Here is a 21,428-nt window from a genome sequence, read left to right as displayed (position 1 = left end):
ATTTTGAGGGCAGGATCAATTCGCAAACGAATGCGCAACCGTTTGCTGACAATGGCAAACGGTTGCTATTGGTGATGAAAGTGTAAATCGCAGAGATAACGTAGTAAGACCCGTGATTTTTTGCGCAATGCCGGTGCAATAGCGCACTCTTTTTGTGCACGAAGAATCCTGCAACACACCGGTTAGGCTTTTCATGAGCATGGTGTCAGGGTTAATGCTAAGGTGTGGCTGAGAACCTGAAATCGTTTAAGGAACAGTGAGATGATTATTTTTGTTACCGGCGCTACTGCTGGTTTTGGTCAAAGTATCACCCGCCGCTTCATTGCTACAGGTCACAAGGTGATCGCCAGCGGACGCCGCGCTGAGCGTTTAAAAGAGCTGAAAGATGAGCTTGGCGACAATCTGTATACCGTTCAGTTGGATGTGCGCAATCGTGCTGCTATCGATGAAGCCATTGCAGCTCTGCCCGCTGAGTGGCGCGATATTGATGTGCTGGTGAACAACGCTGGCCTGGCGTTGGGTGTTGAACCGGCGCACAAAGCCAATATCGAAGACTGGGAAAATATGATCGACACCAACAACAAAGGCTTGGTGTACATGACTCGCGCGGTACTGCCTGCCATGGTGGAGCGCAATGTTGGTCATATCGTCAACATTGGCTCCATCGCGGGGAGCTGGCCTTACCTGGGCGGTAACGTGTATGGCGCAACCAAGGCCTTCGTCCGTCAGTTCAGCCTCAACCTGCGCACTGATTTACACGGCACGGCGCTGCGTGTTACCGATATTGAGCCTGGTTTAGTAGGTGGCACCGAGTTCTCCAACGTGCGTTTCAAAGGTGACGATGGTCGCGCCGATGCGGTTTACGAAGGCACTACCGCACTGACCGCGGAAGACGTGACTGAAGCCGTTTACTGGGTAACCACCCTGCCTAAACACGTTAACATCAATACATTAGAGATTATGCCCGTGGCCCAGACCCTCGCGGGTTTGAAAGTGCATAAAGGCTAAACGATGCCCAAGGGCGCACTGCCGTGTGCCCTATGCGCGACCCCATCCCGTGACGATAATCAGCATCCCGCAGAATGCCACCAGCGCGCCAACCCAATCCCAGGTACTGAGCTTTACGCCATCCACCACGCGCAGCCAGATGAGTGCTGTCATCACGTAGACACCGCCGTAGGCCGCGTACACACGTCCACTGGCGGCCGGGTGCAACGTCAGCAGCCAGACAAACAGGGCGAGGCTCGCAGCAGCAGGGATCAATAACCATGCTGTCATGCCTTTCTTCAACCACAGCCACGGCAAGAAACAGCCAACAATTTCGGCAATCGCAGTGATAAAAAACAGCAACGTGGTTTTCACCAGCATAAAAATGTTCACTCCAGGTTAAACAAACGGCTCACCGCTGGTGAGTAAAGAAGCAGCGATGATATACTAACGCCCATGGTTGTGACAGCCGACCAAGCGGCTGTGCTGGTGTTAACTTAAGGAAATGACAATGAAAAATCTGTTTTCTGCCCTGCTGGCTGCCGTATTGACTTCCAGCGTGCTGCTGACCGCGCCATTGGCTGTGGCTAAAACTGACCGCGTGATCATTGAAGATGGTAACAGTGCTGCCAGCAATGAAGCGGCACGTCAAAGCCAGCAACAATGGAATGACACGAAAAATCTGCGCGGTAAGGTCAATACGCGTGTGGAGAAAGAGTTTGATAAAGCGGACAAAGCTTTTGATACCCGTGACGCCTGTGAAAAGAGCTACAACGTGAACGCCTATTGGGAACCCAATACCCTACGTTGCCTTGATCGCCGCACTGGGCGTACTGTCGCACCTTAATTCGCTGTTGCTGCTATAGTTTTCATGGGAATTCAGAACCAAGGAGAGTGTGATGAAAAAACGTAATGCCGTTGTATTGATGGCAATGCTGGCCCTGCCAGTATTGGCCCAAGCATCCTGTGAAAGCGTTAAAGCCGATATCAGTAAGAAGATTGTTAATAATGGCGTGGCCGAATCGGACTTCTCGCTGGATATCGTCCCCAATGACCAGGCCGATCAGGCTGGCGGTCAGGTGGTGGGCCACTGCGAGAATGATACTCAGAAAATCGTCTACAAGAAGAATGGCCGTGATGCGGAAAGCAATCTTCCGGCCAGCGCAGGCAGCTCACAAGATACCCCTGCACAGTAATGCTTACCGGGCGGCACTCAGCCGCCCTTTTCTATTCGGCTTCCGGCCTTTGGCGTGGCATCAGCCATGCAATCCACAGTGTCAGCATGGCAATCAGCAGCGCGACCACAAACACCCAATGCAGTGACGTGGCAATCTGACCAATCCAGTAATGCAGCGTGCCTTCCGGCAGTGCCTGACGGCTCTCATGCGACATGATTTTTTGCATCGGATCGTCGGCCTGCGGCAGACGCAGTGCAAGGTTGAAATTCAGCACCGCTCCCATCAGCGCCGTGCCCACCGCCGAACCCAGCATGCGGCTAAACATGATTGATGCAGTACAGATGCCGCGAATTTCGTAGTGCGCATGGTTCTGCACCGAGACCAGGAAAGTGGTGCTGGTCATACCCATGCCAGTGCCAATCACAAATGCCGTGAACCCCGCCTGCATAATTGAGCTGTCGGCGCGTAACAACAGCAACAGTGCACTGCCCGCGATGAGTAAAAAGGCCCCCAGTTGAGCAGTGAAGCGATACGAGGTGACCAGCATTAATCTGCCACTGAGGGTACTCGCCAGCGGCCAGCCAATGGACATCATCGCCAGCGCACTTCCCGCCTGCAACGGCGTGCCACCGTTAATTCCTTGGATCCACGTTGGCAGAAAAGCGCTGATGCCCATCATGGTGGCGCCAATAATCAGATTTCCGGCATTGCCCGCCACAATCAATCGGCTACGCCAGATGGCCAAGGGAAACAGCGGCGCGGCAGCACGCTGTTCGTGCTGCTTCAATTGCCAGCCGGCCAACAGCGCTAATAGCAGAAATGCCAACAGCCAGTAACCCAGTGCATCCGCTTGTAACAGCGCCACCAACAGTGCCGTGACGCATATCATCAGCCAGCAGCTGCCGGTGAGATTGAGCTTCGCGCCTGTGTGATGTTCGCGCGCGGGCAGGAATTTTGCCAACAGAAAGATGGAGAACAAACCGATCGGCACATTTATCCAGAAAATGACTGACCAATTAAAATGCTGTACCAGCCAGGCGCCACTTAAGGGTCCGATGATGGCCGCCACGCCCCACACGCTTGAAAGCCAACCCTGCACGCTGGCGCGTTCGCGGGGTGAGTAGATATCGGCCACGATGGTGGTGGTGAGCGGCATAATCGCCCCGGCACCCAGGCCCTGAAACGCACGGAACAGAATCAGCCACGTCATGGTATGCGCAAACCCGCACAGCACCGAACCGATGAGAAACAGCGAGACACCAATGAAAAATAACCGTTTCCGCCCCCACATATCCGCCAGTCGACCGTATAAAGGTACGCTCACGGCCTGAGTCAGCAGATAGATAGAGAATACCCAGCCGAACTGCGAAAAACCGCCAAGTTCAGCAATGATCGTAGGCATAGCGGTAGCAACGATGGTGACTTCGATCGCCGCCATAAACATGGCTAACATGCAGGCGATGAGGATCCAGTGGCGATGTTCCGTATTCAATTGTGCAGTTTCAGTCATACGTCTCCCTTTTTTACCTTCAAGGCTAGCTGATTTTCCACCAGATGAGTTTCCTCTGCGTGCTTCCATTTGTGACAACGTCACCCATATCGATGAATTTTTTTTATTGTTGGATGATGCCTTATTTCATGCGGGTTCACCGCATTTTCGCCTCTTTTCTATCTGCCTGATTTTAACGTAAAAACTGGCGCATTACGGTAAGCATTGCTATAGCTTTTAAAGCCTCTTTCCAGTTATTCACTGAGAAAGAAGTCTGGAAGAGTCATTTTATCTGCATTTTGACAGGGTGAAGGATTTTCGTACGCAACGTCTTAGGCGTTACGCTGACATCCTGAGAATGGCACCACCATATCAAACGAATTTTTGAATCAGGGAGACACTTGCATGCAAAATGCATCGCTCGTCCGCCGAACCGGGCTGGCACTGCTGGCCATTGTTGCGGTGATTGCGCTGCTGGTTTGGGGCATCGGACTCAATACCCTGCGTGACCGTAAAGAAGACCTGATTTACCTGGGTCAGCAGCATCTGTTTTTGGTTTTCTGGTCGATGTTCTTCGCACTGCTGGTCGGCATTCCCAGCGGGATCTTACTGAGTCGCCCCTTTGCTCGCCGTTGGGCTGAGTATGTGATGCAGATTTTCAATGTCGGTAATACCCTGCCTCCGCTTGCCGTATTGGCGCTGGCGATGGTGATTGTCGGCATTGGTGATCGTCCGGCATTGATCGCCCTGTTCCTCGCTTCATTACTACCGATTGTGCGCAATACCTATGCCGGCTTAAGCGCGGTGCCGCCGTCGCTGATTGAAGCCGCCAACGGTATCGGCATGACCAAATTCCAACGTTTGATGCAGGTGGAAATCCCCAATGCCTTGCCGGTCATTCTGGCTGGTGTGCGTATCGCCACAGCGATTAACGTGGGTACTGCGCCGCTGGCATTTCTGATTGGTGCCAGCAGCTATGGCGAACTGATTTTCCCTGGCATCTATCTCAATGACTTCCCAACCCTGATCCTCGGTGCAGTGGCAACAGCGCTGTTTGCCCTGATCCTCGATATGCTGCTGGCAGCATTGGGACATTTCCTCAGCCCGCACTCTGCGGCTTAACACAAGGAGCTAAGTGATGGGTAAGATGCATTGTTTAACACGCTGGGCCAGGCACACTGCGCTGGCACTGGCCGCCACACTGGCTATCAGCCAGACCGCTGCGGCAGCCACACCGATTGTCATGGCCACCAAGAGCTTTACCGAACAGCACATTCTTTCCGCGATGACGGTAATGTGGCTACAGAAGAAGGGTTTTCAGGTGGTGCCGAAAACCAATATCGCCACCACCATTGGTCGCAATGCGATGATCAATAAACAGATTGATATGACCTGGGAGTACACCGGTACGTCTCTGATCATCTTTAATCACATCAATAAACCGATGTCCTCTGAAGAAGCCTATAAAACGGTGAAACAGCTTGATGCCAAACTCGGTTTAATCTGGCTCGATCCTGCGCCCATGAACAACACCTACGCTTTTGCTATGACGCGTGCCCGCGCTGACAAAGAAGGTATCAGCACCATGTCGCAGCTGGTGGCGAAGCTGGAAGAGATACGCAAGAACGATCCCGATCATAACTGGAAGCTGGGGCTGGATTTGGAGTTCTCTGGACGTTCGGATGGCCTGAAACCGCTGCAGAAAGCCTACAACATGCCGCTGGATCGCCCGCAAATTCGTCAGATGGACCCCGGCCTGGTCTATAACGCTGTGCGTGATGGTTTTGTCGATGCGGGTTTGATTTACACCACCGATGGCCGCGTAAAAGGCTTTGAACTCAAAGTTCTGGAAGATGACAAACACTTCTTCCCAAGTTACAACGTCACGCCAGTGGTGCGCCAAGACGTACTCGACAGCCATCCCGGCCTGGAAGCGGCACTGAATCAACTCTCGCCTTTAATCACTGATGAAGCGATTACCGAGATGAACAAACGTGTCGATATTGATCACCAGTCCCCTGAGCAGGTGGCGCGTGATTTCCTGAAATCTAAAAACCTGCTGTAAGGAGGCATCATGGATACTTTGCATTACATGATGGGCAATTGGCATACCTTGATGGCTCTGACCTGGCAGCATACCTGGTTGGTGCTGGTGGCGGTCGGATGCGCCATCATCGTTGGCGTCCCTCTGGGCATTTTGATTGTGCGATTTAAATGGCTGGCTACCCCGATTCTTGGCATTGCCACTATTGTGCTCACCATTCCTACCATCGCCCTGTTTGGCCTGATGATCCCCCTGTTCTCGATGATCGGTCAGGGCATTGGTGCACTTCCCGCTATTTGTGCGGTGTTCCTCTACTCATTACTGCCGATTGTGCGCAACACCCACACAGCACTGGAGAATTTGTCGCCGGGTTTGCGCGAAGCAGGTCGCGGCATTGGCATGACCTTCTGGCAGCGCTTGCGCTGGGTGGAGATTCCGATGGCATTGCCAGTGATTTTTGGCGGTATTCGTACTGCGGTGGTGATGAACGTTGGCGTAATGGCGATCGCCGCCGTGATTGGCGCAGGCGGTCTGGGTCTGCAACTGCTTGATGGCATTAGCGGCAGCGACGTGCGCATGTTAATTGCGGGCGCACTGATGATTTGTTTGTTAGCAATTGTACTTGATTGGCTACTGCACCGTTTGCAGTCGGCGCTGACTCCTAAGGGGATTCGATAATGATAAAGCTGGAAAACCTGACGAAAACCTTTACGCAGAAGAACGGCACGTCCTTTAACGCCGTCGATAACGTTAGCCTGGAAGTGCCCGCCGGTGAGATGTGTGTGCTACTCGGCCCTTCTGGCTGTGGCAAAACCACCACCTTAAAAATGATTAACCGTTTGATCCCAGCCAGCAGCGGCAAGATTTTGATTAACGGTGAAGATACCAGCGGACAAGATACCGTGACGCTGCGTCGTAATATTGGCTACGTCATCCAACAGATTGGTCTGTTCCCGAACATGACCATTGAAGAGAACATTACGGTAGTACCGCGCATGCTGGGCTGGGATAAGAAGCGCTGCCGTGAGCGTGCGACCGAGTTGATGAGCATGGTGGCACTGGACCCAACAAAATTTCTCCACCGCTATCCGCGTGAGATGTCGGGTGGACAACAGCAGCGTATTGGCGTGATCCGCGCATTGGCCGCTGATCCACCGGTGTTGCTGATGGATGAGCCTTTTGGTGCCGTCGACCCGATTAACCGTGAAGTGATTCAGAATGAATTTCTGGAGATGCAGCGTCAGTTGAAAAAGACCGTGATGCTGGTGAGCCATGATATTGATGAAGCACTTAAACTGGGTGACCGTATTGCGGTATTTGGTCAGGGTAAGATTGTGCAGTGCGCGAGCCCAGATGAATTACTGGCAAAACCGGCCAATGATTTTGTCGGTTCGTTTGTCGGACAGGACCGTACCCTGAAGCGCCTGCTGTTAGTCCAGGCGGGAGATGTTACCGATCAGCAGCCGACCATTACCGTGCAGCGCAGCACCCCACTGCTCGATGCTTTTGCCACCATGGATGACAATGATATGCGTTCTGTCACTGTGGTTGATGAAGACGGTAAGCCACTGGGCTTTGTGAAACGCCGCGAAGCACGAGGTGCAACCGGCCGCTGCGAGGAGATGCTGCATACCTTTAAGGTGACAGGGAAAGCGGAGGAGAATCTGCGTGTGGTACTCTCCAAGTTGTATGAGCACAACACCGTGTGGATGCCGATCGTCGACGAGGAAGGTCGTTACAGTGGTGAGATTTCACAGGACTATATCGCGGATTATCTGAGTTCCGGACGCACGCGCCGCCGATTGAATCCTCAAGTTCCATAAGTCCAGGTGCGCATTAATGCGCACCCTACAAAAACCTCACCCGCTCGTCGTAGGGTCGCCATTTATGGCGACCACTAACGATTCATCCTCAATCAATGAGACTCCTCCACCGCCTCCACCGCTAACTCATCCCCTCGCTCTGAAGGCAGTACCACGTTCAGTACAATCGCCAGAATGCCACCGGTGGTCACCGCATGGCCAAACAGATTACTCACCAACAGCGGGAACTGTTTCAGTACATCGGGTACCGCTTCTACGCCTAAACCAATGCCAAAGGAGACCGCAACGATCAGCATTTCACGCCGCTCCAGCGGGGATTGCGTCATCACACGGATACCTGCGGCAACGACACTGCCAAACATCACCAGTGTGGCTCCGCCCAAGACCGGCGGCGGTATCTGTTGCAACAGATTGCCAATCACCGGGAATACGCCGAGCAGGAGCAGCATCACGCCAATCACCATCCCCACATAGCGGCTGGCGACGCCGGTCATCTGAATCACACCATTATTCTGCGCAAAGGTGGTGTTGGGGAAAGCAGAGAAGATGGATGCCAGCAAGCAGCTCACGCCGTCGGCCAGGATGCCGCCCTGCAAACGCCGCTGGAAACTTTCTCCTTCAATCGGCTGCTGTGAGATCAGACAGTTCGCGGTCAAATCCCCTACCGCCTCAATCACACAGATCACTGAAACCAGCGCAATCGGCACAAAGATCGTCCAGTCAAAGCTGAAGCCAAAGTGGAAGAAGGATGGCAATACCAGCCAGTGATCCCCAGACATCGGTTTGATCGGCATATGCCCGGTCAACGCAGCGGCCAGGCAGCCCACGGCAATTCCTGCTACTACCGCCACCAGACGTGTCCAGCGATTGCGCGAACGGTTGAGTACAATAATCACCAGCAGCGTCAGTGCACCCAACGCCAGATTACCCGGCGCGCCGAAGTCGGTGGCGCTGTGCCCGCCAGCCCAATCGGTGATACTCACCTTAATCAGGCTGATACCGATCAAGGTAATCACGGTTCCGGTCACAACCGGAGTCAGTACTTTTCTCAATGTGGTCGCACAGCGGCTGATCAACATCGGGATAAACGCGGAGACGAAGTTGCACCCCATGATCATTGCCATAATATCCTCCGGCGATCCACCGCGCGCCTTCACCATCAAGCCACCGGATAAAATCACGCCGAGAAACGCAAAACTGGTGCCTTGCAGGCAAATCATCCCGGCGCCAATGCCCATAAAGCGGCGCGCCTGCAGAAAGGTGCCTAATCCTGAAACCAGTAAGGACATGCTGATCAAATAAGGAATGTAGCTTTGCAACCCGAGCACGGAGCCGATAATCAGTGGGGGCGTAATAATTCCTACCACGCTGGCCAACACGTGCTGCAGTGCCGCAAAGAAAGCGGGGGCAAGACCAATACGGGCGTCTAACCCATACAACAAACCTTTTTGAGAATGCGACATAAGGGTGCTCCGGCAGAATATTCATCAGCATTGCTGATGCATGAATCACGCCATCGCCACCTGACAGGCAGAAAATTTTTCTAACGATTTGAATAAAAACAGATTAAATCAATGATGAAGCTAAGCTGAACCAGAAACCTTAGATTCAACTTAGCGCCATTTGCATCACTTAGTTTCACGCCTCAGCCGTCATTGCACTACCAAGGTGCGATTGTGCAGGCTGTAAAAGTGAAATATCCAGGTACCCAGACAACTCACGTTGTTCGGCACGCGGTAAGTAAGGAAGTTCACCCAAAAGGGGCGCGCCAAGTTTTTCGCGCAGAACGTCAATGATCTCAGCGTAATGGGCAAGGCCTGGGTTAATACGGTTCGCCACCCATCCGATTAACGGCAAACCATCGCGCGCAATGGTTTCTGCGGTCAGTAAAGTATGGCTAATACAGCCCTCTTTAATCCCCACCACTAACACCACGGGTAACTGTTCCTGCTGCACCCAATTTGACAGCGGTTGCAAATCATTCATCAGGCTCCGCCAGCCGCCCGTTCCCTCAACCACCACTCTCGCTGCACGCTGTTGTAATTCCGCCAGACTACGGCTCAACAGCGCATAATCAATGCGTTGTGCCGGGCTGGTGCTGATTTCGTCTTCTGCCAGAGTAATGGGGTTCACCGCACTGTAGGGGAGTTCAAGGCCTGACGCTTGCTGCAGCAGCAGTGCATCTTTATTACGCAACCCGTCAGGGGTGTGCTGCGCGCTCTTAGCGACAGGTTTGTAACCTGCCGCGCAAAGTTCCGCTTTGGCAAAACACTGTAACAGCGCGCGTGACACGACGGTTTTACCCACCGCCGTGTCGGTACCGGTGACAAAGATGGTGCTCATCTTTTTCCTCCTTCATTGAAGCGATGTGTAACTTGCGAAGGAGGCAGTGTAAGGAATTGCGGTGAGCGGCAGATTGCGTTAGCGCAAACTAAAGGCGAGCTGAGGTTAACCTTGCAACAGTTTCACCAATAAATGACCGCTGTAGAGCGAATCCTTGATAAGCGCAGCCGCGCCATGCGTGCCGGGATCAGTGAAACTGGTGGGCGCAAGCTGGATATCCCGGCTGTATGCGGGCAACGCCTGTTGGCGGATAGTACTGCTCACCGCGGGAAACAGCACATCGGCAGCCTGATTCAGCGGAGAACCAATAAGGATTTGTTGTGGATTGAAGATATTAACCATCATCGCCAACATGCGTCCGATGTGATGCCCCACACCGGCGATAACATCCCGGGCCAGCCGATCCCCCTGCTGCGCGGCCTCACACAACGAGGAGATGGTCAGGGGGGTGTTGTGCAACACCGTATCCGGCTGCGTGGCCATGCGCTGCGCCGCCAGCTGCAGTAAGCTGCCCGTGCTGGCAACCGTTTCCAGACAGCCGTGATTGCCGCAATAGCATTGCTGGCCGTAAGGGTCGATCTGCGTATGACCGATTTCGACCAGCGCTTTCCCGCGCTTATGCAGTAGCTGACCACCACTGATCACGCCAGCACCGACCGTTTCATCAATCACAATCTGAATCACATCCTGTGCCCCACGCGAGGCACCAAACAGCGCCTCCGCTAACGTCCAGGCTGAAATATCGTGCTGTACAAACACCGGTAAGCCCGTCAGCGTGGCGAGTGTCTCTCCGAGTGGCATCTCCTGCACATCATATCCCGGCATGCGATGTACCACGCCGGTGGCCGCGTTAATTAAACCCGGCAAGGTGATGGCAATGGCGGTTAAACGCTCAAGTTTGTGCTGGTGGCGAACGAAAAAATCATTCACCTGATTCTGCAAGGTTTGCAATAGAGGTTGCCCGGCCTGATTGGGCAGCGGTAAACGATCTTCCTGCAACGCCCGACTACTGAGGTCGCGAAGTGTCAATGTGATATGTCCCGGCTGAATGCGCACCGCAAGGTAGTGCCAGGCAAAGGTATCAAGAATTAGGCCGATTGCCGGGCGTCCACGACTGCCGGGTTCCTGAAATTCGGTTTCCTGTACCAGATGCGCATCGAGCATTTCACGCACGATTTTGGTGATACTGGCGGGTGCCAGCTGGGCACGTTTAGAAAGCTCAATACGAGAAATCGGGCCGTAATGGTCAATCAGTCGGTAAACCACACCTGCGTTGGTCTGTTTAATTTGATCAATGTGGCCAGGCTGACTGTCCAGATTCACGCCCTGCTCCCGGATATTTTCGCGCTTCTAAATAAACAGCAGCTATGGTGATGCAGATTGGCAGGCAGCGTCAAATATTTGATTAGAAATGTGATTTATCGCACATAAAGACTGGGCCATTATTCACCAGACGGTTCAAATTTCCGCGTTGTGCAGCATTAGCGCCATCATATTACGCATCTGAGCGCTGGGTTCACGCGTGGCTGACCAGACCAACCAAACCTCTGAAATCGCATCGGCCTCCTGCAACGGAATCCAAACCACATCGGCGAGACGCGCACGACGAAACGAAGCGGGCAAGATCGATACCCCTAAACCCGTCGCCACCAGGCCGAGGATCGTCATCGCTTCCCCCACTTCCTGCGTAATAAAGGGTTTTATTTGGTAACGATGAAGCAGTGCCAGGGTTTCGCCATACAGTGCGGTACCGCCCTGTGGATCAAAAAAGACAAAGGGTTCAGTGGCCAGCGCCTGAATCGAGATCGATTCGGCATCGGCAAGTGGATGGGCCCAGTGCACCAGCGCGCAAAGCGGTTCGCGTAGCAGTACCCGATGTTGCAGATCATTCGGCAGTGGCGTATTGCGCATCACGCCAAGATCAAGCCGCCCCTCATGCAGCGGCGCTAACTGCTGTCGCGTATTGTTTTCTTGCATCTGGATGTGCACTTCCGGCCAGCGCTGGCGAAACTGATAAAGCGCATCTGAAACCAGACCGGTAAAAGGTGCAGATGAGGTAAAGCCAATCCTTAACTCTCCCTCTTGCCCACTGTGGATACGCGCCGCACGACTCGCCGCTTGCTCAATCTGTAATAGTATCGCACGGGCGTCCTGCAAGAAGAGTTCCCCAGCAGGGGTAAGCTGCACGCTTCGATTGGTGCGGGTAAAAAGTTGCGCATCCATTTCCCGCTCCAGCTGCTGTATCTGCTGGCTGAGCGGCGGTTGAGAGATATTTAATCGCTGAGCGGCGCGTCCAAAATGCAGCTCTTCTGCTACGGCAATGAAATACCGCAGATGTCGCAGCTCGACATTCATATTTACAACGTCTCATTTGAGATTATTAATATATTGTACAACCTATTACGGCTTTTCTACAGTATTCAGACTGTTTCTAAACCGAGGATTTTCCGTGAGTCGCTCTCCCCAGGCAGTGACACTCGATGAAGACGAGCTGTCCGTTAAGCCTGTTTCCGCCACACCCCCTTCAGAATGGATAGAACGCGGATCGCCGCAGTTTATGCGCGTCACGCTGGCCCTGTTTTCTGCCGGACTGGCCACCTTTGCGTTGCTGTACTGTGTCCAGCCAATTCTTCCAGTATTGTCGCAACAGTTTGGCGTGTCTCCTGCTGAAAGTAGTATCTCGTTATCCCTGTCCACCGGATTAATGGCTCTGGGTTTGCTGTTCACCGGCCCTATTTCTGATGCCGTTGGCCGAAAATCCGTGATGGTGACGGCATTAATGCTGGCAGCCATCTGCACGTTGATCTCCGCCACCATGACCAGCTGGCAAGGGATTCTGCTGATGCGTGCGCTGATTGGCTTGTCACTGAGCGGAGTCGCGGCGGTCGGTATGACCTATCTGAGTGAAGAGATCCATCCACGAGTCATCGCCTTCTCCATGGGGCTGTATATTAGTGGTAACTCGATTGGTGGGATGAGCGGACGCCTGTTGACCGGTGTGCTGACTGATTTCTTTTCATGGCGTGTTGCCGTTGGTGTGATTGGCTGTTTCTCACTGGCCGGTGCACTGATGTTCTGGAAGATCTTGCCTGCATCACGTCATTTCCGCCCCGCGTCACTGCGACCGCGTAGTTTGCTGATCAATTTTCGTCTGCACTGGCGAGATAAAGGGCTGCCCTTCCTGTTTGCCGAAGGTTTTTTGTTGATGGGCGCGTTTGTCACGCTCTTTAACTACATTGGCTATCGGTTGTTGAGTGCGCCCTGGTCACTCAGTCAGGCAGTAGTCGGTCTGTTGTCAGTGGTCTATCTGACCGGCTCATGGAGTTCACCTAAAGCCGGTGCCATGACCAGCCGTTTTGGCCGCGGTCCGGTGATGATTGGCGCAACCGCCATTATGCTGGCAGGACTGTTGCTTACCGCATTCAACTCACTCTGGGTCATTTTACCCGGTATGATGCTGTTCACCGCTGGGTTCTTTGCCGCGCACTCTGTCGCCAGTGGCTGGATTGGCCCGCGCGCGCGCCGCGCGAAAGGCCAGGCCTCTTCACTCTACTTGTTCAGTTATTACGTGGGTTCCAGCGTGGCAGGAACTTTAGGCGGCGTGTTCTGGCACAATTATGGCTGGATGGGTGTGACCGCCTTTATCAGCGTGCTACTGCTCCTGGCGCTCTTCGTCGGCTGGCGCTTACAGTGCCGTAAACTTTAATACCCTTCATCCTTTATTCGGGGCCGCAGGGCCCCGTTTCTCACCGCAGCCCATAAAAACCGGCGATCAAACAGTCCCACATAAAACAAAGCGTCTATTCATCGCTATAATTCATTTTATTCCAACAATAGTTAGACTTTTTTTTTCACAGCAATGAGGACGTTCGATGGAGCTTTACTATTACGTCGATAAGCACGCAGGCTATAACGACAATCATGTGGTGCACGCAACGGGATGCCCCTTCCTGCCATCCGATGGCGCACGGCGTTTTCTCGGCACTTTCTACACCGCGACCGCCGCGATCCAGCAAGCAAGAAAGTTTTACGCCAGCGCGATGGGGTGTGAACACTGCTGCCCGGTGGCGGTAAAAAAAAACCTGACCACTCAACATAGCGTGGCGCTAAAACATATGGTGAGACTCTGATAATAGTGGTTTGACAATGGCATAGCGCTTATAGGGTTTTGTTAAGCACGGCTGTCACATCGTTCTAATACAGAAACAGTCGGCTTAATTTTCCGTGGCTCTTATATACCCAAAATAATTCGAATTGCAGTATGGCGGCAAGTGGGTGAATCCCCAAGAGCTTACATCAGTAAGTGACTGGGGTGAGCACGCGCAGCCAACGCAGCTGCGGTTTGAAGTATGACGGGTAGAGCGCTATGCGTTGCCATCGGTTGCAATTGTGTGGTAACCGCAAGAATTGATAATAACCTCAGGCTATTAACTCCGGCTTTAGAGATAAAAAATATTCAGTAATAAAAACCCTGCCAACGGTTTTCATCCGCTCATTAATGCTCCACAATAGCGTCAGTTTGTGACTTAGGTCACTTAATCGGGTGCGTTTCACCCCCTCACTCGCTGTTGACCGATTTGAACTCCATGCAATCAACTACCGTCTCACGTAAAACAGCCTGGCTACGTGTCGTGCTGCTGGCTATTGCCGCTTTTGTGTTTAACACCACTGAATTTGTCCCGGTTGGCCTGCTGTCGGATATCGCCGCCAGTTACGCCATGAAGACCGCCGACGTTGGTATCATGCTGACGATTTACGCCTGGGTCGTTGCGCTACTCTCCCTGCCGTTGATGCTGTTAACGCGCAACATTGAGCGTCGTTTGCTACTGGCGGTGCTGTTTATTCTGTTCATCGCCAGCCATGTCCTCTCTTCCGTGGCCTGGGACTTCACTTCACTGGTGATTTCACGCATCGGTATTGCCCTGGCGCATGCGGTGTTTTGGTCGATTACCGCTTCATTGGCGATTCGCGTCGCCCCAGCCGGTAAGAAAACGCAAGCCTTGAGCATGCTGGCAACGGGTACTGCGCTGGCGATGGTGCTGGGTGTACCGATTGGTCGTATCGTTGGGCAGTATCTAGGCTGGCGCACCACCTTCGGCATGATTGGTTTGTCAGCGCTGGTACTGTTGATCCTGCTGGTGCGCATTCTGCCACGCCTGCCGAGTGAGCATACGGGTTCCCTGAGTAGTGTGCCGATGCTGTTCCGTCGCCCGGCGCTGGTGGCCATGTACCTGCTCGTGACCTTGGTGGTCACGGCGCACTACACCGCTTACAGTTACATCGAGCCATTTATGCAGGTGGTTGCCAATGCCGATGAGAACTTCACCACCCTGCTGTTACTGCTGTTTGGTACGGCAGGCATTATCGGCAGTGTGTTATTCAGCACCCTGGGTAATAAATTCCCCTCTGGATTATTACTGGCTGCGATCGCCATTATCACATTGAGCATGGGTTTACTGGTGTTCGCCGCCGTTCGCCCAGCCGCAATTACCCTGGTCTGTATTTTCTGGGGTATGGCGATGATGATGATTGGTCTGGCGATGCAAGTGCGCGTGCTGTCGCTGGCCCCTGATGCAACGGATGTGGCAATGTCACTGTTCTCTGGCATTTATAACATTGGGATTGGCGCGGGTGCCCTGCTGGGTAATCAGGTCAGCCTGCATATGAAGATGTCGGACGTGGGTAATGTGGGCGGGGTCATTGGCCTGGTGGCTTTAATCTGGTGTATCACCATTTTCCGTCGTTATCCGCAGTTGCGTTCAAACGGTTAACACTGAAAAAAACCAGGGGCACACACTGTGCGCCCCTGCGCCTTTCACTGCGCATCGGTTAATTAATTATAAATGACTGCTGTGCCATTTAGCTTGTTGTTGCCAGAGGTCGAAGTGATGCGGAACGACTTTGCTCCGGCAGCATTCGCCTTCTCCGATAGCTGATTCTCAAGTGAAGTCAGATTGGTGCTACCCGACGCGCTAATCACGCCAACTTGTTGCTGGTTTAAAGGTGCTTCGTTCACTAACTCAGCAGCCATGCTACCAAACGCGATTGAAGACAGGGCTACAGCGGCTAATGTCATTTTGATGCTTTTCATGATCGTCTCTCTTATGCAGATGAAATGGGTGGGTTGAATTTACTTAACAACCGTTAAGTAAATGCTAACGCCGGAGTCGCACCGGCGTCAATCATTTTATTAACGACCATTATTTTAACGGGGAGTGGCGTGATTATGGGCTTCGCAGCCCTTTTTCACTTATCCGTATGAGGGGTGGCAAACCGAAAAAGCACAAACGGGCAAAGTCCAGTACTGCTAAAAACTGCGGCGCTTGCATAATCCTTGTCTGTTAAGAACTCAGGCTGCTTATTAATAAGTGGCCTGTCTTGTCAGTGCGGGCTCTGCCGCCACTACTGCCCCCTCTGGGCCGTCCTCGCGCCGCTGACGCGGTACCTTCGACTTCCACGTCGTGCCGGACGGACCGTTCGCGGATGACCATCCATGGTCGGCCGCGAACTGCCCCACGCCTCCCCGCGTGGGGCTCCTGGCCCAACGTAAAAGTCTCAGCGCTGCGGATAGCCCTGAGGGGGCAGCAGAGGCGTCATAGCTTCAGACTGTGTGCCCTTTTTGACAAGTCGCACTGAAGCTCATGAGCTGGCTGGGGCCGCACCGGGGCAGGCATTCCGCAGCGCTGAGCTGAGCGAGTATGCCAGGAGAGCCCGCAGGACGCGGGCGAAAGGTGGCGCTGGAACATGGATGTTCCATCGGCACCGGTCCGTAAGGCAGACGAGTGAAGTGAAGGCACCGCGAAGCGGCGCGAGGACCGCCAGCCCCGGTGCGGCTCCAGACGGCGTTAACGCCATTCTCTTAACTGGCAAGCACTACGACGCTTGCATCTTTATTTAATGATCGGTAATTTATTTGTATGTTCAAAACGCATTGAGGTGCGCTATGACGGAAGTTATCGACACGGTTAACCGCAAAACGCGTGGCCGCCCAAAAGTGTTTGACCGCAACGATGCATTAGACAAAGCATTGATGTTGTTCTGGGCGCATGGCTATGAAGGCACATCGCTGTCTGATTTGGTCAATGCAACCGGTGCAAAAGCGCCAACGCTGTATGCAGAATTTGAAAATAAAGAGGGTCTGTTTCGCGCCGCGATGCAGCGCTATATCGAAACCTTTAGCGCCCAGCGTAACGCGGTGCTTAACGATGACACTCTCGATGTGAAAACGGCTATTGAAGCCTATTTCCGCGCCACTGCGGCCTGTTTTACCGAGTGTGATAAACCGGCTGGATGCTTCTTTATTTGTACATCCAGCGCCCTCTCATCGGGTTCGGAAGAGATCGCCCATATGCTGGCGCAGCAGCATCACGCTCAGGAACGCGCTTTGCAGCAGTTCCTGGATAGCCGACAGCAGCGTGGTGAGTTGCCGCAATGCGCTGACAGCGCAACCCTGGCGCGTTTTTTAGCCTGCCTGTTGCAAGGCATGTCCGTGCGCGCACGCGAAGGTGCAGCACGCGATGATTTAGACAAAATTGTGGATACGCAGATGGCCATTTGGCCCGCGTTGGCGGGATACTGTGAGCTAACCGCGAAGTAACCGGTTGGGCGCACCGCACCAGGGTGCGCCCTTCAACTCCGATGCTAAGGCATAAAAAACATCGGTTTTAATGCAGCACTGACCGGGCTGTTATCCGCGTTTGACGGCATCAAATCTTTCATCGAGGCCCACCAGCGCTGGCATATTTCGGTATTCGCCACCGCTTCCCAGCGCGCTTCTGATTCAATCTCCACGCTGGCGAACAACAGGTCACGCTCGGCATCCAGCCAAATCGCATAGTTGTGCGCACCGTGGGCCTTCAACGTTGCTTCCAACTCCGGCCAGATGGGCGAGTGTCGGCGCAAGTACTCATCGTGACAGTGCGCATGCACCTGCATCACAAAGGCTTTACGCAACATCGCTGCGCTCCGCCTGCAGTGCCGCTGGCCAGGGTTTGACATTAAAGCGTTCACCCAAGGCGACCAACTGTTCCGTGGTGATACTCTGGCGAATGCCGCCCATCGACAAGGCTTTCACCACCACTTCAGAGGACTTCTCTGCGGTATCGATCAGGCCAAAAGTTTCATCCAGATTCGGGCCTGCACCAAAGATACCGTGGAACGGCCACATCACCAGACTGTGTGATGCCATGGCATCCGCAGTAGCCTGGCCGATCTGATCGGTACCCGGCACCATCCACGGCAGGATGCCAACGCCATCCGGGAACACCACCAGACACTCGGTGCTGCCTTCCCACAGCAAACGGGTGAAGCGTGCAGAATCAAGGTTCACCACATAACTCAACGCCATAAAATTCGTGGCATGGCAGTGCATAATGACGCGGTCAGCGCCGTTAGAGACCTGCTTGCGCACGCTGTGCGACTGGAAATGAGCCGCCAGCTCTGACGTTGGCAAGCCACCGTGACTCAAACCCCAGTGAATTTTGTAGGACAGCCCTTTGTCGTCAACCTGAAGTAACGCCAGGCAGTCGGCGGGATCAAGCTGCACATTGCGGAAAAATTTGCCCGAGCCGGTCACCAGGAACCAGTCATTCGCCAGTGCCGGTGCGGGTTTGGTTAACTCGATGCAGCGCGGTTCGGCATAAAAATCAGCTGACCAGGCCAGCGCCTCTTCCGGCAGCAAGCGCAAACTGACATTGCCCCCGTTGCGCTCGTCCCAGCCTTTTAACCACATATCACTGGTCGCCTTGACCATATCCTGCACAAATGAAGAAGCGAGAATCGTGTTTTGCATGGGTTATCCCTTAACGTAGACGCAGTGTTTGTTGTTCATAATGACGGACTTCGCTGAGCCAACTGGCATCAGCAGGGACATCGTGACGCAAGCACCAGGCTTCCCAGACAGCCTGCCATGGCAATGACTTTTGCTCCTCCAGCAGCGCCAGACGTGCGGTGTAATCCCCCTCCTGCTCCAGTTTGCGCAGTTGGTCACTCGGCTCCAACAGCGCACGCAGTAACGCCTTTTTGGCATTGCGGGTACCAATCACCCACGCCGCGATGCGGTTGATAGAAGCATCAAAGAAGTCGAGGCCGATATGCACTTTGTTGAACAGCTTGTTACGCGCAATTTCAGTGGCAATAGCCTGGGTTTCATCATCCAGCAGCACCACATGGTCGCTGTCCCAACGCACCGGACGGCTGACGTGCAATAACAGGCGCGGGACATACAGCATCGCGGTGGAGATTTTGTCGGAGATCACTTCAGTGGGATGGAAATGCCCGGCATCAAGCGTCAGCGCGGTCTGGCGGCTGGCAGCGTAGCCAAGGCAAAACTCATTGGATCCCACGGTGTAACTCTCGGCACCAATCCCGAATAACTTACTTTCGACGGCGTCGATATGATGACTGGCATCGAGTTTTTCGCTGATCACTTCATCCAGCGCGCTGGCTAAACGTTCACGCGGCGCCAGGCGATCAATGGTGAGATCTTTCATACCGTCCGGAACCCAGATGTTCATCACTGAGGGCGTGCCCAGTTGTTCACCAAAATGTGCCGAGATGCGGCGACTGGCCTTGCAGTGATCAATCCAGAACTGGCGGATGCCTTTGTCAGCGTGTGACAGGGTAAAACCATCGGCACTTAAAGGATGCGAGAAGCAGCTTGGATTAAAATCGAGCCCTAATTTATGCTGTTTTGCCCACTCCACCCAGTGGCTGAAGTGTTGCGGTTCGATAGCATCACGTTCTACCGGCGTGTCGCTTTCCAGATAGATGGCGTGCAGATTGAGGCGCTTAGCGCCTGGAATCAGCGACATGGCTTTTTCGATATCGGCGCGCAGTTCATGCGCATTACGCGCGCGTCCCGGATAGTTACCTGTGGCCTGAATCCCGCCGGTGAGTTCGCCGTTGGGGTTTTCGAAGCCGCGCACGTCATCCCCTTGCCAGCAGTGCATCGACACAGGAATCCCATCCAATTGCGTCATCACCTGCTCCACATCAATTCCTACGGCAGCGTAACGTTGTTTAGCCAGTTCATAAGCTTGTTCAATCAGCTTTGTCATAAGCAAGTTCCTTAGCAGGTTGGCTCAGCGCGGAAAATCGTGCCTGGTGGGCTGCGAAGACGCTTGAGCGCTGAGGTTCAAAAGTTTCTAACGGGAAATTCTGGCTGATGCAGCGGCGTAAATCGGCCACATCGCGCAACTCACCGAGTGCAATCAGCTGGCAGCCGACATTCCCCAGGGTTGAGGCTTCAATCGGTCCGGCGAGTACCGGTAACTGACAGGCATCGGCGCATAACTGGTTCAACAGCGGATTCTGGCTCCCCCCGCCCACCACATGGAGCTGGCGTATTGGCGCATCGCGCAACTGGCTAAGCTCGCCGATCACCTGGCGGTACAGCAACGCCAGGCTGTCAAAGATGGTGCGCGCAAGAGCCGCAGGGGTGTGCGGAATTGGCATATGTTGCTCGGCACAGGCGTTCTGTATTTCCTGCACCATGCTATTGGGATTAATAAAACGGTGGTGGTTGGGATTGATCAACGTGCGACAGGCGGGCTCTTGCGCTGCCTCGCCAATCAAGACGCAGAGATCTGAGATATGCAGCTCACTGCATACGCGCTGGAGGAGCCATAAGCCCATGATATTCTTTAATACCCGGTAACCCTCTGCACCGCCTTCATTGGTGATGTTGGCTTTCAACGCAGCGGCGCTGACACAGGGCTGCAAACTTTCAATGCCCATTAACGACCAGGTGCCGGAGCTGAGGTAGGCAGCATCATCCTGCATCAGTGGCGTGGCGACTACCGCACTGGCGGTGTCGTGGGTTGCCACGGCAATAACGGGAATCGCTTTACCCGTGGCATTTGACCAGTAACCCACGGTGTTGCCTGGCGCGCTGGGCTTGCCAAACCAGGCGGCATCAACGCCCGCCCAGGCCAGCAGATCGCTGTCCCACTCACCGGTTTCGATGTTCAGTAACTGCGTGGTGGTGGCGTTGGTGTATTCCCAGTTCATCCTGCCGGTCAGACGGTAATGCAGATAATCCGGGATCATCAGCGCGTGTTTCACCTGCGCTTGCCAGTCTGGCTGCTGCTGGTGCAGCGCGCGCAGTTGATAGATCGTGTTGAAGGGCAGAAACTGAATGCCGGTGCGTTGGTAGATGGCCGCCTTTCCGAGATCGTTGATGGCCTGCGACATCTGCCCGTCAGTGCGCGGGTCACGATAACTCACCGCCTCACCGACACGATTCCCGTTGGCATCCAGCAGCACCAGGTCCACGCCCCAGGTATCAATACCGATACTGTCCAGCACGATGCCCTCATCATCCAGCTGTGCTAACCCAGCCCGAATCTCTTGCTCCAGACGGTCAAGGTCCCAGCAGTCGTAGCCCGCACGGCGTATACGTTGATTGGGAAAGCGGCACACTTCACGCAGGCTTAGCTTTTGGCTGGTCGAGGTCCACTGCGCGAGCATCACGCGCCCGCTGGATGCGCCTAAATCAATGGCAACAATGTTACGCATACTCATGGCGTTTCTTCCTGTGATGAGAGGGCTCTAGCGTATAAATC

Annotated in this window: 22 protein-coding genes; 11 read left to right on the top strand and 11 right to left on the bottom strand. The window is 53.9% G+C overall.

Translation table 11 applies throughout. The annotated features are described in order from the left end of the window. The first annotated feature begins 261 nt into the window (after positions 1 to 261). On the top strand, positions 262 to 1,008 hold the full coding sequence (gene ydfG / locus LK04_RS08775; RefSeq protein ID WP_039336147.1) for a bifunctional NADP-dependent 3-hydroxy acid dehydrogenase/3-hydroxypropionate dehydrogenase YdfG: 747 nt from the start codon (positions 262 to 264) through the stop codon (positions 1,006 to 1,008). Between the two features lie 30 nt (positions 1,009 to 1,038). On the opposite strand, the gene LK04_RS08770 is transcribed toward ydfG, so the two are convergent. Next, on the bottom strand, positions 1,039 to 1,368 hold the full coding sequence (locus LK04_RS08770) for a YnfA family protein (protein ID WP_197063370.1): 330 nt from the start codon (positions 1,366 to 1,368) through the stop codon (positions 1,039 to 1,041). Between the two features lie 130 nt (positions 1,369 to 1,498). Between LK04_RS08770 and LK04_RS08765 the strand changes: the two genes are divergently transcribed. Then, complete coding sequence (locus LK04_RS08765; protein WP_039336145.1) at positions 1,499 to 1,834, top strand: DUF1283 family protein; 336 nt, start codon at positions 1,499 to 1,501, stop codon at positions 1,832 to 1,834. A 52-nt stretch (positions 1,835 to 1,886) separates the two neighbouring features. Then, complete coding sequence (locus tag LK04_RS08760) at positions 1,887 to 2,183, top strand: DUF1161 domain-containing protein (protein ID WP_039336143.1); 297 nt, start codon at positions 1,887 to 1,889, stop codon at positions 2,181 to 2,183. A 31-nt stretch (positions 2,184 to 2,214) separates the two neighbouring features. On the opposite strand, the gene LK04_RS08755 is transcribed toward LK04_RS08760, so the two are convergent. Then, positions 2,215 to 3,675, bottom strand: a complete 1,461-nt coding sequence (locus tag LK04_RS08755; protein WP_059109787.1) for an MDR family MFS transporter — start codon at positions 3,673 to 3,675, stop codon at positions 2,215 to 2,217. 384 nt (positions 3,676 to 4,059) lie between these two features. Here LK04_RS08755 and LK04_RS08750 point away from each other — a divergent pair, with 384 nt between their 5' ends. Genes LK04_RS08750 through osmV form a run of 4 tightly spaced genes read left to right on the top strand, consistent with a single transcriptional unit; the run spans position 4,060 to position 7,521 of the window. Beyond that, positions 4,060 to 4,776: an ABC transporter permease gene (locus tag LK04_RS08750; RefSeq protein WP_039336141.1), complete on the top strand. Its 717-nt coding sequence runs from the start codon at positions 4,060 to 4,062 to the stop codon at positions 4,774 to 4,776. Between the two features lie 25 nt (positions 4,777 to 4,801). Further along, the gene (locus tag LK04_RS08745; protein ID WP_197063371.1) at positions 4,802 to 5,719 is read left to right on the top strand and encodes a glycine betaine ABC transporter substrate-binding protein; all 918 of its coding nucleotides are present in this window, start codon (positions 4,802 to 4,804) and stop codon (positions 5,717 to 5,719) included. Between the two features lie 9 nt (positions 5,720 to 5,728). After that, on the top strand, positions 5,729 to 6,376 hold the full coding sequence (gene osmW, locus LK04_RS08740) for an osmoprotectant ABC transporter permease OsmW (RefSeq protein ID WP_039336137.1): 648 nt from the start codon (positions 5,729 to 5,731) through the stop codon (positions 6,374 to 6,376). Further along, entirely contained in the window at positions 6,376 to 7,521 is a 1,146-nt protein-coding gene (gene osmV / locus LK04_RS08735) for an osmoprotectant ABC transporter ATP-binding protein OsmV (RefSeq protein ID WP_039336135.1), read from the top strand. Before osmW ends, osmV begins: the two co-directional genes overlap by 1 nt. A gap of 92 nt (positions 7,522 to 7,613) precedes the next feature. On the opposite strand, the gene LK04_RS08730 is transcribed toward osmV, so the two are convergent. The 4 genes from LK04_RS08730 to LK04_RS08715 form a co-directional block, all read right to left on the bottom strand. Then, positions 7,614 to 8,984, bottom strand: coding sequence for a nucleobase:cation symporter-2 family protein (locus LK04_RS08730; RefSeq protein ID WP_039336133.1), 1,371 nt, complete (start codon positions 8,982 to 8,984; stop codon positions 7,614 to 7,616). Between the two features lie 175 nt (positions 8,985 to 9,159). Next, a complete protein-coding gene (gene bioD, locus LK04_RS08725) occupies positions 9,160 to 9,864 on the bottom strand; it encodes a dethiobiotin synthase (protein ID WP_039336131.1) in 705 nt (234 codons plus the stop codon). Between the two features lie 105 nt (positions 9,865 to 9,969). Then, on the bottom strand, positions 9,970 to 11,187 hold the full coding sequence (locus LK04_RS08720; RefSeq protein WP_039336129.1) for an ROK family protein: 1,218 nt from the start codon (positions 11,185 to 11,187) through the stop codon (positions 9,970 to 9,972). Positions 11,188 to 11,322: 135 nt separating this feature from the next. Beyond that, positions 11,323 to 12,219, bottom strand: a complete 897-nt coding sequence (locus LK04_RS08715; protein ID WP_039336126.1) for a LysR family transcriptional regulator — start codon at positions 12,217 to 12,219, stop codon at positions 11,323 to 11,325. Positions 12,220 to 12,313: 94 nt separating this feature from the next. Between LK04_RS08715 and LK04_RS08710 the strand changes: the two genes are divergently transcribed. From LK04_RS08710 to LK04_RS08700, 3 genes are all read left to right on the top strand, one after another. Continuing rightward, entirely contained in the window at positions 12,314 to 13,570 is a 1,257-nt protein-coding gene (locus tag LK04_RS08710; RefSeq protein ID WP_039336124.1) for an MFS transporter, read from the top strand. A 166-nt stretch (positions 13,571 to 13,736) separates the two neighbouring features. Then, positions 13,737 to 13,994: a hypothetical protein gene (locus LK04_RS08705; protein WP_039336122.1), complete on the top strand. Its 258-nt coding sequence runs from the start codon at positions 13,737 to 13,739 to the stop codon at positions 13,992 to 13,994. 456 nt (positions 13,995 to 14,450) lie between these two features. Further along, positions 14,451 to 15,635 (top strand): sugar transporter, encoded by a 1,185-nt coding sequence (locus LK04_RS08700; protein ID WP_039336120.1) that lies wholly within the window; start codon positions 14,451 to 14,453, stop codon positions 15,633 to 15,635. 62 nt (positions 15,636 to 15,697) lie between these two features. Here the strand turns inward: LK04_RS08700 and bhsA are convergent, their stop codons facing one another. After that, positions 15,698 to 15,955, bottom strand: a complete 258-nt coding sequence (gene bhsA / locus LK04_RS08695; protein ID WP_039336118.1) for a multiple stress resistance protein BhsA — start codon at positions 15,953 to 15,955, stop codon at positions 15,698 to 15,700. 852 nt (positions 15,956 to 16,807) lie between these two features. Between bhsA and LK04_RS08690 the strand changes: the two genes are divergently transcribed. Beyond that, positions 16,808 to 17,461, top strand: a complete 654-nt coding sequence (locus tag LK04_RS08690) for a TetR/AcrR family transcriptional regulator (protein WP_039334397.1) — start codon at positions 16,808 to 16,810, stop codon at positions 17,459 to 17,461. Between the two features lie 44 nt (positions 17,462 to 17,505). Here the strand turns inward: LK04_RS08690 and rhaM are convergent, their stop codons facing one another. The 4 genes from rhaM to rhaB are packed head-to-tail and all read right to left on the bottom strand — an operon-like array spanning position 17,506 to position 21,387. After that, a complete protein-coding gene (rhaM, locus tag LK04_RS08685) occupies positions 17,506 to 17,820 on the bottom strand; it encodes an L-rhamnose mutarotase (protein WP_039334395.1) in 315 nt (104 codons plus the stop codon). Next, positions 17,810 to 18,655: a rhamnulose-1-phosphate aldolase gene (gene rhaD / locus LK04_RS08680; RefSeq protein WP_039334393.1), complete on the bottom strand. Its 846-nt coding sequence runs from the start codon at positions 18,653 to 18,655 to the stop codon at positions 17,810 to 17,812. The genes rhaM and rhaD overlap by 11 nt, the downstream gene beginning before the upstream one ends. Before the next feature lie 10 nt (positions 18,656 to 18,665). After that, positions 18,666 to 19,922: an L-rhamnose isomerase gene (locus LK04_RS08675; protein ID WP_039334391.1), complete on the bottom strand. Its 1,257-nt coding sequence runs from the start codon at positions 19,920 to 19,922 to the stop codon at positions 18,666 to 18,668. Continuing rightward, positions 19,906 to 21,387, bottom strand: coding sequence for a rhamnulokinase (gene rhaB, locus LK04_RS08670; RefSeq protein ID WP_039334389.1), 1,482 nt, complete (start codon positions 21,385 to 21,387; stop codon positions 19,906 to 19,908). Before rhaB ends, LK04_RS08675 begins: the two co-directional genes overlap by 17 nt. Positions 21,388 to 21,428 lie beyond the last annotated feature (41 nt).

This window comes from Pantoea vagans (genome assembly GCF_001506165.1).
Classification (GTDB): Bacteria; Pseudomonadota; Gammaproteobacteria; order Enterobacterales; family Enterobacteriaceae; genus Pantoea; species Pantoea vagans_C.
Note: the sequence above shows the minus strand (reverse complement) of the source record. Positions and strands in the feature narration are given on the sequence as shown.